The organism is Pseudomonas sp. EZ-C24 (assembly GCF_014525325.1).
GTDB classification, from domain to species: Bacteria; Pseudomonadota; Gammaproteobacteria; order Pseudomonadales; family Pseudomonadaceae; genus Aquipseudomonas; species Aquipseudomonas shirazensis.
Genome location: NZ_JACDIU010000014.1, coordinates 225,816 through 244,948, shown reverse-complemented (window position 1 = coordinate 244,948; position 19,133 = coordinate 225,816). Strand labels below are relative to the sequence as shown.

The 19,133-nt window shown below is 62.3% G+C and carries 20 protein-coding genes; 10 read left to right on the top strand and 10 right to left on the bottom strand.

The genetic code is table 11. The annotated features are described in order from the left end of the window. Positions 1–5: 5 nt before the first annotated feature. The 3 genes from IDM28_RS10210 (at position 6) to IDM28_RS10200 (ending at position 3,072) form a co-directional block, all read left to right on the top strand. The gene (locus tag IDM28_RS10210; protein ID WP_188035840.1) at positions 6–302 is read left to right on the top strand and encodes a hypothetical protein; all 297 of its coding nucleotides are present in this window, start codon (positions 6–8) and stop codon (positions 300–302) included. 425 nt (positions 303–727) lie between these two features. Further along, on the top strand, positions 728–1,294 hold the full coding sequence (locus IDM28_RS10205; protein WP_188035839.1) for a hypothetical protein: 567 nt from the start codon (positions 728–730) through the stop codon (positions 1,292–1,294). Beyond that, positions 1,291–3,072 (top strand): tyrosyl-tRNA deacylase, encoded by a 1,782-nt coding sequence (locus IDM28_RS10200; RefSeq protein ID WP_188035838.1) that lies wholly within the window; start codon positions 1,291–1,293, stop codon positions 3,070–3,072. The genes IDM28_RS10205 and IDM28_RS10200 overlap by 4 nt, the downstream gene beginning before the upstream one ends. A 96-nt stretch (positions 3,073–3,168) precedes the next feature. Here IDM28_RS10200 and ureG read toward each other — a convergent pair whose 3' ends face one another. The 8 genes from ureG to IDM28_RS10160 are packed head-to-tail and all read right to left on the bottom strand — an operon-like array spanning position 3,169 to position 8,718. Beyond that, positions 3,169–3,792 (bottom strand): urease accessory protein UreG, encoded by a 624-nt coding sequence (ureG, locus tag IDM28_RS10195; protein ID WP_101319033.1) that lies wholly within the window; start codon positions 3,790–3,792, stop codon positions 3,169–3,171. Positions 3,793–3,803: 11 nt separating this feature from the next. After that, positions 3,804–4,478 (bottom strand): urease accessory protein UreF, encoded by a 675-nt coding sequence (locus IDM28_RS10190; protein WP_150569382.1) that lies wholly within the window; start codon positions 4,476–4,478, stop codon positions 3,804–3,806. Beyond that, complete coding sequence (locus IDM28_RS10185; protein WP_101319029.1) at positions 4,478–5,023, bottom strand: HupE/UreJ family protein; 546 nt, start codon at positions 5,021–5,023, stop codon at positions 4,478–4,480. The genes IDM28_RS10190 and IDM28_RS10185 overlap by 1 nt, the downstream gene beginning before the upstream one ends. 12 nt (positions 5,024–5,035) lie before the next feature. Continuing rightward, positions 5,036–5,533: an urease accessory protein UreE gene (gene ureE, locus IDM28_RS10180; RefSeq protein ID WP_150571947.1), complete on the bottom strand. Its 498-nt coding sequence runs from the start codon at positions 5,531–5,533 to the stop codon at positions 5,036–5,038. 10 nt (positions 5,534–5,543) lie between these two features. After that, positions 5,544–7,247, bottom strand: coding sequence for an urease subunit alpha (gene ureC, locus IDM28_RS10175; RefSeq protein ID WP_150569384.1), 1,704 nt, complete (start codon positions 7,245–7,247; stop codon positions 5,544–5,546). After that, complete coding sequence (locus IDM28_RS10170; RefSeq protein ID WP_188036360.1) at positions 7,244–7,561, bottom strand: urease subunit beta; 318 nt, start codon at positions 7,559–7,561, stop codon at positions 7,244–7,246. The genes ureC and IDM28_RS10170 overlap by 4 nt, the downstream gene beginning before the upstream one ends. 10 nt (positions 7,562–7,571) lie before the next feature. After that, positions 7,572–7,874, bottom strand: a complete 303-nt coding sequence (locus IDM28_RS10165; RefSeq protein ID WP_101319021.1) for an urease subunit gamma — start codon at positions 7,872–7,874, stop codon at positions 7,572–7,574. Between the two features lie 10 nt (positions 7,875–7,884). After that, complete coding sequence (locus IDM28_RS10160; protein ID WP_181107165.1) at positions 7,885–8,718, bottom strand: urease accessory protein UreD; 834 nt, start codon at positions 8,716–8,718, stop codon at positions 7,885–7,887. A 282-nt stretch (positions 8,719–9,000) separates the two neighbouring features. On the opposite strand from IDM28_RS10160, the gene IDM28_RS10155 reads away from it, so the two are divergent. The 5 genes from IDM28_RS10155 to IDM28_RS10135 all read left to right on the top strand — a co-directional run bounded on the left by IDM28_RS10155 (position 9,001) and on the right by IDM28_RS10135 (position 14,471). Continuing rightward, the gene (locus IDM28_RS10155) at positions 9,001–9,366 is read left to right on the top strand and encodes a glyoxalase superfamily protein (protein ID WP_101319019.1); all 366 of its coding nucleotides are present in this window, start codon (positions 9,001–9,003) and stop codon (positions 9,364–9,366) included. A gap of 188 nt (positions 9,367–9,554) precedes the next feature. Further along, on the top strand, positions 9,555–11,135 hold the full coding sequence (locus tag IDM28_RS10150; protein WP_188035837.1) for an ABC-F family ATP-binding cassette domain-containing protein: 1,581 nt from the start codon (positions 9,555–9,557) through the stop codon (positions 11,133–11,135). 107 nt (positions 11,136–11,242) lie between these two features. Further along, on the top strand, positions 11,243–12,262 hold the full coding sequence (locus IDM28_RS10145; RefSeq protein WP_150569387.1) for a branched-chain amino acid aminotransferase: 1,020 nt from the start codon (positions 11,243–11,245) through the stop codon (positions 12,260–12,262). Positions 12,263–12,430: 168 nt separating this feature from the next. Continuing rightward, on the top strand, positions 12,431–13,111 hold the full coding sequence (locus IDM28_RS10140) for a response regulator transcription factor (protein WP_101319013.1): 681 nt from the start codon (positions 12,431–12,433) through the stop codon (positions 13,109–13,111). Beyond that, positions 13,089–14,471, top strand: a complete 1,383-nt coding sequence (locus IDM28_RS10135; RefSeq protein WP_101319011.1) for a sensor histidine kinase — start codon at positions 13,089–13,091, stop codon at positions 14,469–14,471. Before IDM28_RS10140 ends, IDM28_RS10135 begins: the two co-directional genes overlap by 23 nt. A 36-nt stretch (positions 14,472–14,507) precedes the next feature. Here the strand turns inward: IDM28_RS10135 and cysS are convergent, their stop codons facing one another. Together cysS and IDM28_RS10125 are read right to left on the bottom strand one after the other, a co-directional pair. Next, entirely contained in the window at positions 14,508–15,890 is a 1,383-nt protein-coding gene (gene cysS / locus IDM28_RS10130) for a cysteine--tRNA ligase (RefSeq protein ID WP_181087813.1), read from the bottom strand. A gap of 9 nt (positions 15,891–15,899) precedes the next feature. After that, positions 15,900–17,603, bottom strand: coding sequence for a glutamine--tRNA ligase/YqeY domain fusion protein (locus IDM28_RS10125; protein WP_101319007.1), 1,704 nt, complete (start codon positions 17,601–17,603; stop codon positions 15,900–15,902). A gap of 234 nt (positions 17,604–17,837) precedes the next feature. Between IDM28_RS10125 and IDM28_RS10120 the strand changes: the two genes are divergently transcribed. Further along, positions 17,838–18,341, top strand: a complete 504-nt coding sequence (locus tag IDM28_RS10120; protein WP_101319005.1) for a peptidylprolyl isomerase — start codon at positions 17,838–17,840, stop codon at positions 18,339–18,341. Next, entirely contained in the window at positions 18,338–19,060 is a 723-nt protein-coding gene (locus IDM28_RS10115) for a UDP-2,3-diacylglucosamine diphosphatase (RefSeq protein ID WP_101319003.1), read from the top strand. Before IDM28_RS10120 ends, IDM28_RS10115 begins: the two co-directional genes overlap by 4 nt. Positions 19,061–19,133 lie beyond the last annotated feature (73 nt).

Sequence of the window (19,133 nt, the reverse complement as noted above, 5' to 3'; positions counted from 1 at the left end):
TGCCCATGAAACGCTTCCTGCTGCTTGCCGTCGTGCTCGCAACGCCTTTGGCCATGGCCGCCGGTACAGGCCCGACCTACCCCGACGACCCGCATAACAGCGCGCCCAAGCCTGGCGCGGACAGCACGCTCAACCCTATCGAAACACCCATGCCACGCAACACTGACCCTCGCCTGAACGGCAATGATCCAGACAGCCCTCCTGCCAGCCAGAGCAACGATCACAAACTACCGGGCATGGGTACTCCCGACGCTCCCGTGGGCACTGGCCAGGGATCTGGCAGCAGTAACCCTCAGCCTTGAAATGACGCTTACCCGACGATGGCTCGCGGCGAATGCTGGCCAGATCGTAGGCAACTGATGACCCTCGCCTGGTAACGCTTGGCCTCAAGCGTTACCCCTCCTCCGCCCTCTAGGGCACGTCTGCGCGCTTGAGCTTCCTCACTTAACTCAGCGCTCAACTCCAAGTAGAGCCTTTCCTGCTTATCCGCAGATGGCGCCCGGGGCTTAATCCCGGCACCACCTGAGGACCACCGTCGCGCTTGTTTGCAGCAGTCCGTGACGGGTGTTCAAGGGACTTCGTAGCGAGGTGCCCAATGAAAATCACTTTCCGAATGTGCCACAGGTTGCACTCATCGCTTGCTCAGCCGTGCGTGCTGCTCGCGCTGTGTGCGGTGCTTTACGGCAACGCAGCCCATGCCAGCCTCGAACCCGTGTTGGAGGCACGCATGACTGTCTGCACGGCACACCTGCAAAGCGTGGAAGAGCTGATGATTAGCCGTATTCAGCACATCGAAAACAGTGTCGGTGGTGAGCTCAGGCGCCTGCCTGAGCTGGAGGCCGCACGCGGGCGTCTGCAGCGACAGCTGCAACAGGAACGCCAGCGCTACCAATCCCTACCGTGGCGACCTGAACACGACCAGGCTCTGCGCGGCATCAGTAACGAGATAGCGGCTGTCCAATACTGCATTGCCATCGGCCGCTCGGCCGAGCGCCAGATCGCAGCAGTCAAGTCGCTGTTGGCCTCGTCACGCGAAACCAGACAGAGCATTACCCACGACGTTGACGATTTCCTGTTTGCCGGCGACGAGTGCGCAGCAAACACGGCCAATCCGCGCAAATGCCAAGCCGATGCCCTTGCCCTGCTTGAGCCGCCTGCTCAAGCCAACCTGATCGCCGGCCGGCGTCTTCTGGAAAAAGCCTGGTCGCCTTTACGCGACCAAGGCGTGCGCTTCCCGACCTCCTGGGAAGTGGACTGCAGCCCCGATAACCCACCAAAAAGGCCATTCCCATGAGCGAAGTCATTCCATTCATCAGCCGCAATGCTCGTATCGATAGCGCTATAAGCAGCCATATCGAAGCGCTGAGCACCGCCACACCGCTGCGCTTACCTGTCGAGCAGACTGCGCTGGTCGCCAACTATGTCGAGAAGATCGAAGGCACCTATGACACCAGTCGGGCCAAGCACGATACCGACCATGCCATCGACCTGCTCTACATCGCCTACAACACCACGCCCCAGGAGCAGGGAGACATCCGCGTCAGGATCGGCTCGATCATGAATGACTTGATCACCGCTCAGCAGGAGAGTGAGCGAAGCATCAAGAGCGCTATTCGCGTCGCCAATAGAATCGGCACTACCTTGCGCAACTGCCTACCCGACTGGCTGGACGTGAAGGAAGGCGGTGACCCGGAGCAAATCAAGGAATTCGTCACCGCTGATTTGCTGGCCATGGCCAACGAAATCACCCAAGCGGCAATTACCGTGCGCGACAGCCTTACCACGATCGCAGACAGATACGATGTCATCATCCGTAACACCGCCGAAGCGACCGCACGCAGCGAAGTCGCGCTAAGCGATACCATTCAGGCAGATAGCAAGCTGCAGAGCGAACTCGTCATCGCTAATGCTCGGCGCGAGATGCTCGAGGGTCTGGTCACCGACTTGCAGCAACAGGTTGCCCGCTATGAAAAGCTGGCGCAAGAATACGGATCACAGGCGAAGACCGCCGAGCAAAAATCGTTCTGGGCGTCGCTTTTGAAGACCGGCGCACAGATGCTGGGGGGGCTGCTGCCCATGATAGCCATGGGAGCTACCGGCGGCGCATCGGCCGTGATTGGCGGCGCCTCGATGGCGGCCGCAGCGGGGCTTGGCCAGCAGAACCAGGCCGATGGCCTGCACAAAGATATCCAGATGAAAAAAGCGCGCTCCGAGCTGCGTGCGGAGCAAACGCTGCTCAACGAGCAGTGTGACAAGTTGAAGTCAAACCTGGATGACTTGAGCAAGCGCAACGCCGACGCCGCTGATCCGGCCAAGGGTACCCTCGATGGCCGTATCAGCGATGTCCAGGCCGACCTTGAAAAGGTAGCCGCACGGCAAGGCGAACTCAGCCAGGAGCTGTCACGACTGGAGGAGGCGCTCAAAGCCATCGGCGAACATGCCGCATCGCTGAGTGATGAGCAACGCAAACAAGCAGGCAATTTGCGCGACATGCAGATGCAGATGCTCGTTAAAGCCGAGGAGTACGAAAATACCCGCCGTGAGCAAGCTTCCGAGCTGGTAAACCTCACTGCCCTGCTTGCCGGCCAGCGGAACGAGAAACAGAACATCGAACTTGCCGTTCGATCGTTGAACCTGAGCGTGAGCGCACTCAAGCGGACCAAAGAGATCGTTGAAGAAATGGCGTTTTTCTTCAAATCATTTTCCGACTTCATGCAGATCATCCTTGACCAGGCGACGGACCAGGTTTCCAGCTATGAGAGTGCCGGCAATAGCGCACGGCTGCGTGCCAATCGCCTGGCCCAGTTGGTCCGCTCTACCGACGAATTCTTTATCAGCCAGGCAGGACATTGGCTGGCGGTTGGCGTGGTATCGGACCGATTTGCCCAGACCTTCAAGGATGGCTGGAGCAAACTCAACAAGCTGTCAGGCACGTACATTACTGGCCAGGAGCTGCCAGCGTATCTGGACCAGGCTTCTTTCACCCTGAAAATGATCATCGACGATCGTGAGAAGGCCAGTCATCAGCGCTTGGTCTACCTGGCCAGCTACCGCGACGAATTGAGCGCTTGATCCCGCAGCGCTGATAGCCCGCTGGTAACCAACCCTACTGGTCGGCCCCTCGAGAGCCGACCAGTTGCTGCAGCCATGACTGATGGCGCTTGTGCCTTACGCCCTGACACCAAGCATGCCGCGCTCGACGATAAAGTCGATCACCGCTTGCAGCCCTTCGCCCTTTTTCAAGTTGCTGAACGTCCAGGGCCGCTCTGGACGCATGCGATTGGTATCACGTTCCATGACCTCAAGCGATGCGCCGACATAGGGCGCCAGGTCAGTCTTGTTGATCACCAACAAATCCGACTTGGTAATCCCTGGGCCGCCCTTGCGCGGAATCTTCTCGCCCTCGGCAACATCGATGACGTAAATGGTCAGGTCGGCCAGCTCGGGGCTGAAGGTAGCGCTGAGGTTGTCACCGCCGCTCTCGACGAAGATAACCTCAAGGTTACCGAACTTGCGCGCCAGTGCCTCCACCGCAGCCAGGTTCATAGAGGCGTCTTCGCGGATCGCCGTATGCGGACAGCCGCCGGTCTCCACGCCGACAATCCGCTCGGGCTCCAGGGCGCCGGCTTCGGTAAGAATGCGTTGATCTTCCTTGGTATAGATGTCATTGGTGACCACGGCGATCTGGTAGTGATCACGCATGGCCTTGCACAGGGCCTCGAGCAGCGCAGTCTTGCCGGAGCCGACCGGGCCACCGACACCGATGCGCAGGGGTTGCTGATAGCTTTGCATGTTGGCAGTCCTCAAGAACGGAACAAACGGGTGTATTGGGTTTCGTGACGCGACGAGGCGATGGCCAGCAGCGGCAGGCCGCCGCCCAACTGCTCGTCGTCCAGCTCCAGCGCCATGTCCAGCACCGCCGGCAGTTCGGCGGCCAGGTCGCGCAGTACGGTCTGCGCCGCCTGCTGGCCAAACGGCACCAGCTTGACGCCGGCCATGACCGCGCCTTCCAGCCAGGCAAAGCCGAGTCCCAGCGCCAGCTGGCGTAAAGGAATTGCCCAGTGCACGGCGAGCCATGCCATCGCGCCTAGCTGGGTGAGTTCAAGCTGCGGCCGCCAGGCAAGGTCTTGCCCAAGCTGCCAGCCGTCAAGAATGCGCGCCAGCGCGTAACCCCGCTGGCGCTCTTCAAGGCGCAGCTCGGCGGTCTCGCGATTGGCCAGGAGAAACTGACTCCAGTGCCCGAAAGCCTCGACGTCAGCACGCTCGCACGCGCGGTACAGGCGGGCCAGCAGCGGCCAGTCGAGATAACCGAGGGTGTCGTGCAACTGCTCACGCTGCCAGTTGCAGAAACCTTCGGTGGTGCTTACCCAGCCGGCCTCGACCGCCCACTCCAGCCCTTGCGAGTAGGTGAAGCCACCCACCGGCAAGCCCGGGCTGGCCAGCTGCAGTAAACGCAGCAACGCCAGGTCGCTGCTCATCAGCCGACCAGCATGACAGCGGCCGACGCCAGCAGGCCGCCGCCACAGGCTTTCTGCAGCTTGGCGTGGCGGCGTAGTAGGCAACCGACGGTAAAGCCCGCGGCGAGCAACAAACCGCTGACGGTAACGAACCCGGCACTGAACAGCCAGAAGGCGCTTGGGGTTGCTTCAACGCCATGTGCCCAGCCGTGGAACAGCGCGAACAGCGGCATTGCCAAGGCCAGTAACACTTGCCGGCCAGGTACCAGCAACGCCGCTGCTGCCACCAATAGCGAGCCGACGATCATGCTTTCCATGCCCAGCACCCCACCGAACAGATGGCCAAACACAGCACCGGCAAACATCGCTGCCAGGGTTGCCAGCGGCAACAGCAGGTTGCGCCGGGTCAAGGCCGCCAGCACGCCGGTACCGAGCAACATCAGCAAGTGATCAAGGCCGGTCAACGGATGCAGCAGGCCATCGTGCAGCGGGCTGCTGTCATGACCGGGGTGCGCGAAGGCCGGTACGGCCACCAACAGCAGGGCAAGGGCGAGTGTCTTTTTCATCTGGGTTCCTTATTAGTGGGCAGCGGGCATACGCACGAAGGGGTGATCATTGCCGTGGGCATGGCTGTGTGGCGCACTCTGGTAAGCGCCGGCTTCAGGCTCGAACGGTGCCTGCTCGACCGTGACCTGCAGGCCAAGGCCACGGACCATGTCGTCCAGCACATAGTCATGCTGATAACGCAGCAGGCCCGCATCGATCTGCAACGGCACGTGGCGGTTGCCCAGATGATAGGCCGCCCGCGCCAGCAGCAACGGGTCGCTGCAGCGCACGGTCGAGACCGACTCGGCAGCAGCCAGCACGCGCACCAGGTGCACGCCGTCGGCATCGCCGAGTAGCTCGCCGCCACGCAGCAGGTGGCCACGCTCAAGCATCAGGCCGGCATCACGGCCATCGTCCAGAGTCACCCGCAGGCGGCTCTTGATCCGGCTATCGACACTCAGGGTCACCGTGCCGGTAATCGTCTGCTCGGCACTGTCGGCGGCACTGATGCGCCGGTTGAGAACAATCATGGGTGCTCCTTCAAAACAGAAAATAGCGCTGCGCCAACGGCAGTTCGCTGGCTGGCTCACACACCAGCAGCTCACCGTCGGCACGCACCTGATAGGTTTGTGCATCGACTTCGATCTGCGGTTGCAGCGTGTTCAGGACCATGTCGCGCTTGCGCACCTGGCGGCAGCCCTTGGCCACGCCGATCAGGCTCTGCAGGTTGAGCTGCTCGACCACGCCCTGATCGAGCGCTGCCTGCGACACGAAAGTCATGCGTGTGGCATGGCGAGCGGCGCCCAGTGCGCCGAACATCGGCCGGTAGTGCACAGGCTGCGGCGTTGGAATCGAGCCGTTGATATCGCCCATCGGCGCGGTGACGATCATCCCGCCCTTGATCACCAAGGCCGGTTTGACCGCGAAGAACGCAGGTTTCCAAAGCACCAGGTCAGCCAGCTTGCCGACTTCCAGCGAGCCGACTTCATGGGCGATGCCGTGGGTCACTGCCGGGTTGATGGTGTACTTGGCGATGTAGCGCTTGACCCGGAAGTTGTCACTGTAGTCGCTGTCGGGTGCCAGCGGGCCGCGGCGCAGCTTCATCTGATGGGCTACTTGCCAGGTGCGAATCACCACTTCGCCAACTCGGCCCATGGCCTGCGAATCGGACGAGGTCATGGCAAATGCGCCCATGTCATGGAGGATGTCCTCGGCGGCAATCGTCTCACGGCGAATGCGCGACTCGGCAAACGCTACGTCTTCGGCAATGCTTGGGTCGAGGTGATGGCAAACCATCAGCATGTCGAGGTGTTCGTCGACGGTATTGACGGTGTACGGCAAGGTCGGGTTGGTCGACGAAGGCAGCACGTTGGCCTGCCCTGCTGCGCGGATGATGTCCGGGGCATGGCCGCCGCCGGCGCCTTCGGTGTGGAAGGTATGAATGGTGCGGTCGCCGATGGCGGCAAGAGTGTCTTCGATACAGCCCGATTCATTGAGTGTGTCGGTGTGGATCGCGACCTGGATGTCCATCTCTTCGGCCACGCTCAGGCAGCAGTCGATCGCAGCCGGAGTCGATCCCCAGTCTTCATGCAGCTTGAGCCCGACTGCGCCAGCAGCGATCTGCTCGCGCAGCGCTTCAGGGCGCGAGGCATTGCCCTTGCCGAGCAGGCCGATATTGATCGGCAGGCTGTCGGCCGCTTGCAGCATGCGCGCCATGTACCAAGGGCCAGGTGTGCAGGTAGTGGCGTTGGTGCCGGTGGCCGGCCCGGTCCCGCCGCCGATAAACGTGGTTACGCCACTGGTGAGGGCCTCTTCGACCTGCTGCGGGCAGATGAAGTGGATATGCGAGTCGATGCCGCCAGCGGTGACGATCTTTCCCTCGGCGGCGATGACCTCGGTGCCAGGGCCGACCGGTACGGTGACGCCAGGCTGCACATCCGGGTTGCCGGCCTTGCCGATCATGGCAATCCGCCCGTGTTTGATGCCGATGTCTGCCTTGACGATGCCCCAGTGGTCGATGATCAGTGCGTTGGTCAGGACCAGGTCCATCGCCTCGGCCGCCAGCATCTGGCCCTGACCCATGCCGTCACGGATGACCTTGCCGCCGCCGAACTTGACCTCTTCACCATAGATGGTGAAGTCTTTCTCGACCTCGACCCACAGCGCCGTGTCCGCCAGGCGTACCCGGTCGCCCACGGTCGGGCCGAACATGTCGGCATAGGCGCGACGCGACAGCCGGCTCATGCCCTGCCCTCCAATGGGCCCATCACCTGGCCCTGAAAACCATATATCTCGCGCTTGCCGGCGTAGGCCACCAACTGCACGGTACGCGCCTGGCCGGGTTCGAAGCGCACCGCGGTGCCGGCCGGGATATCCAGGCGAAAGCCCAAGGTCGGCTCACGCTCGAACACCAGTGCGTCGTTGACTTCATAGAAGTGGTAATGCGAGCCGACCTGAACCGGCCGGTCACCGTGATTGGCAACCTTGACGCTGACCGTTGCCCGGCCCACGTTGAGCTCGATGTCGCCAGCGGCGACTTGGATTTCACCCGGAATCATGCCGGCCTCCTCAGACGATAGGATCATGAACGGTCACCAATTTGGTGCCGTCAGGAAAGGTTGCCTCGACCTGCACGTCATGGATCATTTCCGGTACGCCGGGCATGACCTGATCGCGCCGCAGCACCTCACGGCCAAGACTCATCAGTTCGGCGACGGTACGGCCATCGCGGGCCCCCTCCATCACCGCGGCGCTGATCAACGCCAGGGCTTCCGGGTAGTTGAGCTTCAGGCCACGGCCCAGGCGGCGCTCGGCCAGCAATGCGGCAGTGAACAGCAGCAGCTTGTCTTTCTCTCTGGGGGTCAGTTCCACGGCGTCTCTCTCAGGTAGCCCAGATGCGCGGCGGGCATGGCGCCAGGCCGAGAACGGCCGGGCGCAGCACATGCCAAAGGCGCTGCAGGGTGTGTTGCAGATGTTGGTTGTCGTGATCGAGTAGGCGGATCACCAGCAGCTCGCCCAGCAGAGTTGCCCCGACCGGGTTGCCAAGGCTGTCGAGCAGCTCGCGGACCTGCTCCAGCAACGCCTGGTCAGCGGGCGCGGCGCAAAAGGTCGCCAGCAGTGGATGCCCGCCGACCTTGTCCAGGCGCCCGCCCTCGATGCGCAGGCGCTCGTGCAGGCCCGGATCACCCGGCAGCTCGACGCGCAGGCGGCTGTCCAGCGCGCCTTGCTCGAAGCGCTCGTTCATTACCGGACGGCCCAGGCATAGCGTTTCCCAGGCGAGCAAACGCGCGCCAGGCTCCAGGGTGAAGCGGCTGTCCAGGCTCGCCCTGGCGCCGGAAAAGAAGATGCTGTCCTGAGGCAGCCATTCCAGGGTGCTCCCGGCCTGCAGGTGAAAGTGCTGATGCAAGCGCGCGGTCGGGCCGATGCTGCGGTAGAACTTGCTCGCACCGGGCATGGTCAGCAGCGCGTGGCTGCCGGCTTCCAGCTGGATGTCCAGCTCAAGCCGGTCGCCGGCGACGATGCCGCCTGGCGGGTGCAGGATGTACACGTGGCATGGGCTGCCTTCCGGATAAAACGGTCGTTGCACCAAAAGAGGTCCGAAATGCTTGCGCGCACCAAGGCGGGTCACGCCGTCGCGTTGCACAAAGCGCAGTTGCAGGTAGGCGCTCCACCCGCTGTCGTCGTCTTGCTGCTCGATCTGTTGCGCCAAAGACATCCTGGCCCCCTGAAAATCCCGGCCCTGCGGCCTTGAGCCGATCAGCATGGCGCCGTTGCGCGCCGCGTCTAACCAGTCGATCAATTTTGCTTGGGGGATGCTTTGCAGATTGCGGGCCAACTTTGCCCTGGCGCGAGGCACAAACCGCTCTGGCAAGAGGCACCGGGGCGCATGCCGCACACTTAGAGGGCGTCGCCCGGCCCCGTTTCAGTGCTGCCAGGTTGGTGCTGGAGGACGCGAAGCGGGTTACAGTAGCGCCTTCAGCTGACCAAGGAAGTCACCATGCAATTAGCCCCTGCCATCCCGATCCTGCGGATCTTCTCGGTCGACAAGGCCAAAGAGTTCTATCTCGATTTTCTCGGGTTCACGCTCGATTGGGAGCACCGGTTCAGCCCGGATCTGCCGCTGTACGCACAAATCCGTCGCGATGGGCTGATCCTGCATCTGTCGGAACACCACGGTGACGCCTCGCCCGGCTCGACCATCTTTGCCCGCATCGACGACCTGCGCGCGCTGGAGCGTGAACTGCAGGACAAACAGTACGGCTATGCCCGCCCCGAGGCCGAAACCGTCGATTGGGGCCTGCAGATGCAGATCTGGGATCCGTTCGGCAACCGCCTGCGCTTCTGCCAGCAGAGCGAAGACTAACTGTTGCCCTCGGCCAGCCGGCCTGGCCGGGTCAGGCTTTACCCATGCCAGGGTATCCGCTAGGCTTGGCCTTCATCCCTTCAAACAGGTATTGGTCCAATGCGCCATTGATGCCGCCGTCACCTCGACGGCCAGCCTTCAGCCCTCAGCTCTCGCCTGGGGATGTCGCGGCATGAGTGGAGTTGTGCATGACCAATACCTCGATCCTGACGCTGGACGGCGTCACCCTGGCCTTGCCCAATGGCAGGCAGCTGTTTGCCCCTATCAGTGAATCCTTCGACCAACGCCGCACCGGCCTGGTCGGTGTCAATGGCGTCGGCAAGAGCCTGCTCGGGCAGATCCTCGCCGGCTCGCTGGCACCCAGCGAGGGTCGCTGCCTGCGCAGCGGCCGGGTGCATTACCTTCATCAACATTTTGTAAGCCAGTGCAGCACAGTGGCAGAGCTGGCGCAGGTGGGTTCGGTCGTTGCTGCGCTGCAGCGCATAGAAGCAGGCAGCGCTGACCCGGCAGATTTCGACGTAGTGGCTGAACGTTGGGATATCCGCGAGCGAGTGCAAGCCCAGCTGGACCGCCATGGGCTCGGCCAGCTTGAGCTGGAGCGCGATGCAGCGAGCTTGAGCGGGGGCCAGGCGATGCGTGTGGCGCTGATCGGCGCGCTGGTTGGCCAGGCCGATTATCTGATCCTTGATGAGCCGAGCAACCACCTCGACGTGGATGCTCGCGAGCAACTGCACCAGATGCTGCTGGGCTGGGTCAAAGGCCTGCTGGTAATCAGCCACGATCGCACCCTGCTTGGGCACATGCAGCGGATTGTCGAGCTGACGCCGCAAGGCCTGCGCAGCTACTCCGGTGACTACCGGCACTATGAGCACGCCAAAGCGCATGAACAGGCGTGTGCCCTGCACACCCTTGATCGCCTCAAGCACGAACGGCGCCGTCAGACGCAGGTGCTGCAACAGCAACGCGAGAGCCTCGAGCGACGGCAAGCCGACGCGGGGCGCCAGGCCAGACAGGCCAATCAAGCAAAAATCCTTATCGGCCGTCAGCAGCAGCGCAGCCAGGCCACTGCCGGTAGACAGCAGCGCGAACACCAGGCAGCCGAGGCCAAGCTGCACGCGCAACTGCGCCAGGCCAACAAGCAGGTAGAACGCAACAGCCCCATCGTCATGCACGCGCCGGACGCTGGCCGCAGCCAAGGCAAATCGGTGCTGAGCGTCAGCGGCTTGCAGTTGCCCCGGGGCAGCCAGGCGCCGCTCGATCTACATCTGCGCAGCGGCGAGCACATGGCTGTGATCGGTGCCAACGGGACCGGCAAATCGACACTGTTGAAGGTGCTGGCGGGCCAGCTCCAGGCCAGCGCAGGTAGCTTTCAGGTATACGGTGAGGTCGCCCTGCTCGACCAACATTACAGCCTGCTGCCCGCCGAACTGAGCGCCCTCGCCTTCCTGCGCCTGGCCAACCCAGGGCTGGCCCACAGCGAGGTGCGGACCCGCCTGGCGCAATTGGGCCTGGACGCGGCAAGGGTGGAGATGCCCACTGCCCTGCTCAGCGGTGGCGAACGGCTCAAGGCCGCTCTGGCCGGGCTCCTCTACCGCCAGCGGCCGGTCGACCTGCTGCTGTTGGACGAACCGAGCAATCACCTCGACCTGCCGTCGCTGCTGGCGTTGGAACGGATGCTCGATCAGTTCTGCGGTGGCCTACTGGTGGCCTGCCATGACCAGGCCTTTTTACAACGCCTGCAACTGCACGATTCGCTACGGCTTGGATGAATCTGAGACTGGACGTTTCCGATCTGCGGCGGATGTATTATCGTGGCGTGGTGCGCAAATAACAGCAGCCCGAGTGATCGGGCATCTGCAAGACAATCGAGGGTGTCATGAGTAACGAGAGCATTAACTGGGACAAGCTGGGCTTCGACTACATCAAGACTGACAAGCGCTTCCTGTCCGTGTTCCGCGATGGCGAGTGGGACAAGGGCACCCTGACCGATGACAACGTGCTGCACATCAGCGAAGGCTCGACCGCCCTGCACTACGGCCAGCAGTGTTTTGAAGGCCTCAAGGCCTATCGCTGCAAGGATGGCACCGTCAACCTGTTCCGTCCGGATCAGAACGCCCTGCGTATGCAGCGCAGCTGCGACCGCCTGCTGATGCCGCGGGTGCCGACCGAGCAGTTCATCGAAGCCTGCAAACAGGTAGTCAAGGCCAACGAGCGGTTCGTGCCGCCACACGGCAAGGGCGCTCTGTACCTGCGTCCGTTCGTGATCGGTACCGGTGACAATATCGGCGTGCGTACCGCACCTGAGTTTATTTTCTCGGTATTCGCGATCCCGGTCGGTTCGTACTTCAAGGGCGGCATGACCCCGCACAAGTTCCTGATCTCCGATTTCGACCGCGCCGCGCCGCAGGGCACCGGTGCCGCCAAAGTCGGTGGCAACTACGCGGCAAGCCTGCAGCCGGGCTATGAGGCGAAGAAAGCCGGCTTCGCCGATTGCATCTACCTCGACCCGCTGACCCACTCGAAGATCGAAGAAGTCGGTTCGGCCAACTTCTTTGGCATCACTGCCAACAACGAGTTCGTCACGCCGAAGTCGGCTTCGGTACTGCCGGGCATCACCCGCCTGTCGCTGATGGAGCTGGCCGAATCGCGTCTGGGCCTGAAGGTCATCGAAGGCGACGTACAGATCAACAACCTCGAGCGCTTCGTCGAGGCCGGTGCCTGTGGCACCGCGGCAGTGATCACGCCAATTGGTGGCATCCAGTACAACGGCAAGCTGCATGTGTTCCACAGTGAAACCGAAGTCGGCCCGGTCACCACCAAGCTGTACAACGAGCTGACCGGCATCCAGAGCGGCGACGTCGAAGCGCCGGCTGGCTGGATCGTCAAAGTCGCGTAAGCGCTAACGCCATGCCCTTGCGGGGCAAGTCTGCTCTCACTTACCGCGTACGGTTGGGTGAGAGTGGGCTTGCCCCGTAGTGCTTTTTAGCCAGATGAATTTTTCTTAAATCGCCGTTTGGCTATTCTTTGGCACAATCGAACCTCAATTCGCCGCCCAGGAACCAGCATGCCCCGCGTACTGACCATCGAAGACGACGCCGTCACCGGCCAGGAAATCGTCGCTGAACTGACCAGCCACGGCCTGGATGTAGAGTGGGCAGACAATGGCCGCGAAGGCCTGGCCAAGGCCATTGCCGGTGGCTACGACCTGATCACCGTGGACCGCATGTTGCCCGAAGTCGATGGCCTGACCATCGTCACCACCCTGCGCAGCCTGAAGATTGCCACGCCGATCCTGATGATCAGCGCCCTCTCCGACGTTGACGAACGCGTGCGCGGCTTGCGTGCCGGCGGCGACGATTACCTGACCAAGCCGTTTGCCTCCGACGAAATGGCTGCCAGGGTCGAAGTGCTGCTGCGCCGTAACAGCGTACCGATGACCCAGACCCGCCTGCAGGTGGCGGACCTCGAGCTGGACCTGATCAGCCATGAAGCCCGTCGCGGCGAGCAAACGCTGAACCTGCTGCCCACCGAATACAAGCTGCTCGAATACCTGATGCGCCACGCCGGCCAGGTAATCACCCGGATGATGATTTTCGAGGAGGTGTGGGGCTATCACTTCGACCCAGGCACCAACCTGATCGACGTGCACATCGGCCGCTTGCGCAAGAAGATCGACGCTCCCGGCCAGTGCGCACTGATTCGAACCGTGCGGGGCTCGGGCTATGCCATTGCTGAACCCGTCTAAAGGCTGGAGCTCGTCCACCAGTCGCCTGCTGGCGCTGTACAGCTTTCTCTTCGTGGCCTGGAGCAGCATCCTCATGGGGGTGCTGTATTTCGAGGTTTCTAGCTACCTGAACAAGCTCACCCGTCATTCCATGCTGCAGCGTCAGCATCTGTTTGCGCACATGAGCGGCAAGCAGCTGGACGACGCCCTGATCGCCAGCCAGGCTTTCGAAGAGCGCAGTTTCGACGCCTATGGCCTGTTCGACGCACAGCTCAATCCACTGGGCGGGCGTATCCGCGCCATCCCCAAGGAGCTGCGCCTGGACGGCAAGGTGCATGAGCTCAAGCACTGCCTGGACAGCGCCGACCCGGGCATGATCCACGAGACCTGCGACGCGGTTGCGATCAAGGTGCAGGACGGTCGCTGGCTGGTACTGTTTCGCGACAACGGCTCGTTGTTCGTGGTCACGCGGATCATCCTGGATGCATTGCTGTGGGGCATCTCCCTGACCCTGATACCAGGCTTTGCCGGTTGGTACCTGCTGCGCAGGCGGCCGCTCAAGCGGATCCGCGCGGTGCAGGCCAGCGCCGAACTGATCGTGGCCGGCGACCTGACCCACCGCCTGCCATTGTCGGCCCGGCGCGATGAGCTGGACATGCTGGCGGCCATCGTCAACGCCATGCTCGACCGGATCGAGCGGCTGATGCATGAAGTCAAGGGCGTCTGCGACAACATTGCCCATGACCTGCGCACGCCCCTGACGCGGCTACGTGCGCAGCTGTATCGGATTCGCCAGCAGAGCGGCGAGGATTCTGCCCAGGCCGAGGCGCTGGATCAGGCCATCGGCGAGACTGACACGTTGATGGCGCGGTTTCGCGGATTGTTGCGCATCAGTGAACTGGAGGACCGCCAGCGCCGCGCCGGCTTCGTCCAGCTTGATCCACAGGCACTGCTGGTCGAGCTGCATGACTTCTACCTGCCGCTGGCCGAGGACCGCACTATCGAGCTACAACTGGAGCAGCCAGCGCAGTTGCCGGCGCTGCACGGCGATCGCGAGCTGCTGTTCGAGGCGCTGGCCAATCTGGTCGGCAACGCGATCAAGTTCACCCCTGAAGGTGGCCAGGTGCGCATTGCTGCCAGTCAGGATGCCAGCGGCGTGCATGTAGCGATCGAAGACAGCGGGCCAGGCATCCCGGAACAGGAACGCACCGCCGTACTCAAGCGTTTCTATCGGAGTGAGGAAGGTCATCGCCACCCTGGCTTCGGCCTCGGGCTGTCGATAGTTGCAGCGATCGTTGACTTGCACGGCTTCACCCTTGAAATTGGTGAAAGCCAATGGGGCGGCGCCAGGCTGGTCCTGCACTGCCCGCTCGCCAGCTGAACACCGGGGCCGCATTGCGCGGCCCCGGTACTGCGGTCAGTCAGCCAGGCGCCAGGTGGTGGCGCCTTTGCTGTCCTCAAGCACCACACCCATCGCCGTGAGCTGATCACGGATACGGTCCGACTCGGCCCAGTTCTTGTCAGTCCGAGCCTGCAGACGCGCCTGAATCAGCGCCTCCACTTCAGCGGCGTCGACCTTGCCCTCGGCGCCGGCCCGCAGGAAGTCATCAGCCTCCAGTTGCAGCACACCGAGCACCTCACCCAACTCGCGCAGGCGCCCAGCCAGGCCAGCGGCAGCCTCGACGTCTGTGTCGCGCAGGCGGTTGATCTCGCGCACCAGATCGAATAGCACGGCGCAGGCTTCGGGAGTGCCGAAGTCATCGTTCATCGCCACACTGAAGCGCTCGACAAATGCCTCACCGCCCGCAGGAGCGACCCGTGGCAGGCCGCGCAGTGCGTGGTAAAAGCGCTCAAGCGCACCTTTGGCGTCGCGCAGGCTGTCTTCCGAGTAGTTGATCGCGCTGCGGTAGTGGCTAGCCACCAACAGGTAGCGGACCACTTCCGGGTGATACTTTTCCAGCACGTCACGGATGGTGAAGAAGTTGTTCAACGACTTCGACATCTTCTCGCCATTGATGCGGATCATGCCGCAGTGCATCCAGGCATTGGCGTACTGCTTGCCAGTGGCCGCTTCGCTCTGCGCGATCTCGTTCTCGTGGTGCGGGAACTCGAGGTCGCTGCCGCCGCCGTGAATGTCGAAGCTCTCGCCCAGGCAGCAGGTGGACATCACCGAGCACTCGATGTGCCAGCCCGGACGGCCCGGGCCCCATGGCGAATCCCAGCTTGGTTCGCCCGGCTTGACGCCCTTCCACAGGACAAAGTCGAGTGGATCCTGCTTGGCCTCGTCAACTTCGATACGGGCGCCGATGCGCAGGTCTTCGATCTTCTTGCGCGACAGCTTGCCGTAACCGACGAACTTGCCCACCCGGTAGTACACATCGCCATTACCCGGTGCGTAGGCATAACCCTTGTCGATCAGGGTCTGGATCATCGCGTGCATGCCAGCGATGTGCTCGGTGGCACGCGGCTCCTGATCCGGCGGCAAGATGTTCAGGCGGCGCTCGTCTTCGTGCATTGCATCGATCATGCGTGCGGTCAGCGCATCGAAGGTCTCGCCATTTTCATTGGCCCGGTTGATGATCTTGTCATCGATGTCGGTAATGTTGCGCACGTAAGTCAACTCGTAGCCGCTCTTGCGCAGCCAGCGAGTGACCAGGTCGAAGGCCACCATGCTGCGGCCGTGGCCGAGGTGGCAGTAGTCGTACACGGTCATGCCGCAGACATACATGCGCACCTTGTTGCCATCCAGCGGCTTGAAGGCTTCCTTGGTCTTGCTCAGCGTGTTGTAGATGTTAAGCACGGCGATTCCTTAGCTGCCCCAGGAGTCACGCAGGGTGACAGTGCGGTTGAACACCGGGCGGCCCGGCTGGGTGTCTTTCAGGTCGGCGCAGAAGTAACCCTCGCGCTCGAACTGGAAACGGTCTTCAGGCTGGGCGTTGGCCAGCGAAGGTTCCGCACGACAGCCGCTCAGCACCTGCAGCGAATCGGGGTTGATGTTGTCCAGGAAGCTGCCGCCCTCTTCGGTTTTCTCCGGGTTCGGCGAACGGAACAGGCGGTCGTACAGGCGTACTTCGCACTCGACGCTGGCCGCTGCCGGGACCCAGTGAATCACGCCCTTGACTTTGCGCCCCTCAGGGTTCTTGCCAAGGGTGTCCGGATCGTACGAGCAGCGCAGTTCGACGATGTTGCCATCGGCGTCCTTGATCGCTTCGTCGGCACGGATCACGTAGCTGCCGCGCAGACGCACTTCGCCGTTCGGCTCCAGGCGCTTGTAGCCTTTTGGCGGCTCTTCCATGAAATCGTCACGGTCGATGTACAGCTCACGGGCGAAGGGCAACGCGCGCACGCCCATGTCTTCTTTCGGGTGGCGTGGCAGCTCGAGGTTTTCGACCTGGCCTTCCGGATAGTTGGTGATCACTACCTTCAACGGCCGCAGTACACACATGGCGCGCGGCGCGGTGCGGTCGAGGTCATCGCGGATGCTGAACTCGAGCATGTTCATGTCGACCACTCCGTCCGAGCGGTTGGTGCCGATCATGTCGCAGAAGTTGCGGATCGAGGCCGGGGTGTAACCACGACGACGGAAGCCCGACAGGGTCGACATGCGCGGGTCATCCCAACCCTGCACGTGTTTCTCGTCGACCAGTTGCTTGAGCTTGCGCTTGGAGGTGATGGTGTAGTTCAGGTTGAGCCGGCTGAACTCGTACTGACGCGGGTGCGCCGGCACTGGCAGGTTGTCGAGGAACCACTCGTACAACGGGCGATGACCTTCGAACTCCAGGGTGCAGATCGAGTGGGTAATGCCCTCGATCGCGTCCGACTGGCCGTGGGTGAAGTCGTAGTTGGGGTAGATGCACCACTTGTCACCGGTCTGGTGATGGTGGGCATGGCGGATCCGGTAGAGGATCGGGTCACGCAGGTTCATGTTCGGCGAGGCCATGTCGATCTTGGCCCGCAGCACGCGCTCGCCATCAGCGAACTCGCCGGCTTTCATGCGCGCGAACAGGTCGAGGTTTTCTTCGACGCTGCGCTCCCGGAACGGGCTGTTCTTGCCAGGCTCGGTGAGGTTGCCGCGGTATTCCTTGGCTTGCTCCGGAGTCAGGTCGCAGACATAGGCGTTACCCGACTTGATCAGCTCGACCGCCCAGTCGTGCAACTGGTCGAAGTACTGCGAGGCATAGCGCACGGGACCTGTCCAGTTGAAGCCCAGCCACTTGACGTCGCTCTGGATCGCGTCGATGTACTCCTGGTCTTCCTTGGCCGGGTTGGTGTCGTCGAAGCGCAGGTGACAGGCACCGCCGAACTCTTCGGCCAGGCCGAAGTTGACGCAGATCGACTTGGCGTGGCCAATGTGCAGGTAACCGTTGGGCTCCGGCGGGAAGCGGGTGACTATCTGCGTGTGCTTGCCCGAGTCCAGGTCAGCCTGAACGATCGGCCGCAGGAAGTTTGCAGGGACGGCGGGAGCGCCTTTGGCAGCGGCGTTGGGCGCGTTGTCGGCAGTGGGCTTGCTCATAGGATCCTTGAATGCTGGTGTTCAGCCCGGGTAGGCCGATTGAATCAAAGGGCCTATCATAGCCGAAGCAGTCAAGCTGCTGACAGCCGGGCGCCGACAAAGTGGCGCGATTTATCGCAACCCGGGCAAAATGGCGCCGCGCGCGCTGTGTCGCGGCAAGCCAATCCTGCGTCAGCTGATGTACGCGTGCTGCGCGCAGCCAATTTCTGTATGCCTTGAAGAGTGAATTTGAGCATGTCCCAAGTCAAACTGACCACCAACCACGGCGACATCGTCCTGGAACTGAACGCCGAGAAGGCGCCGCTGACCGTTGCAAACTTCCTCGCCTACGTCGAAGCCGGTCACTACAGCAATACCGTTTTCCACCGTGTGATCAAAGGTTTCATGATCCAGGGCGGCGGTTTTGAACCCGGCATGAGCGAGAAGAAAGACAAGCGCCCAAGCATTCAGAACGAAGCCGACAACGGCCTGAAGAACGACAGGTACACCATCGCCATGGCCCGCACCATGGAACCGCACTCGGCCTCGGCGCAGTTCTTCATCAACGCCTCCGACAACGGTTTCCTTAATCACAGCGGCAAGAACACCCAAGGCTGGGGCTACGCGGTATTTGGCGAAGTCATCGAAGGCAAGGACGTGGTCGACAAGATCGAAGCCGTTGCCACCGGTTCCAAAGCCGGCCACCAGGACGTGCCGAAAGAAGACGTGATCATCGAGAAAGCCGAGATCATTGGGTGATTCTGCTGATCTCTGATCTGCACCTGCAAGAAGAACGCCCGGAGATTACCCGGGCGTTTGTTGACCTGCTCGAAGGTCGCGCACGCCACGCCAGAGCGCTGTACATCCTCGGTGACTTTTTCGAGGCATGGATCGGCGATGACGCGATGACCCCGTATCAGCGGTCGATCTGCCAGGCATTGCGTAACTTGAGCGACAGCGGTACCGCTATTTACCTGATGCACGGCAACCGCGATTTTCTCCTCGGCGAGGATTTCTGTGCTGCCGCTGGCTGCACCTTGCTCGCCGATCCCAGTGTGGTCGATCTGGGCGGCGAGCCGGTACTGCTGATGCACGGCGACACGTTGTGCACCCGCGACGTCGGCTACATGAAGCTGCGCCGCTATCTGCGTAGCCCGCTGACGCTGTGGGTGCTGCGCCACCTGCCACTGTCCATGCGGCTCAAGCTGGCACGCAAGCTGCGCAGCGAAAGCAAGACCCAGACCCGCATGAAAAACACCGAGATTGTCGATGTCACGCCCGATGAAGTCCCGCGGGTGATGGCGGCGCACGGCGTGCGCACGCTGGTCCACGGGCACACCCACCGGCCGGCGATCCACAAGTTGCTGGTCGATGGCAGCCCGGCGCGCAGGATTGTTCTGGGCGACTGGGACCGTCGCGGCTGGGCTTTGCAGGTAGATGATCAGGGTTTCCAGCTGGCGCCGTTCGACTTCACCTGAGTCGTCGACGTCGGCTGCTGCACTCACCAAGGCCGCTGTTGCAGATATCTGCGACAGCGGCCTTGTCTATCCC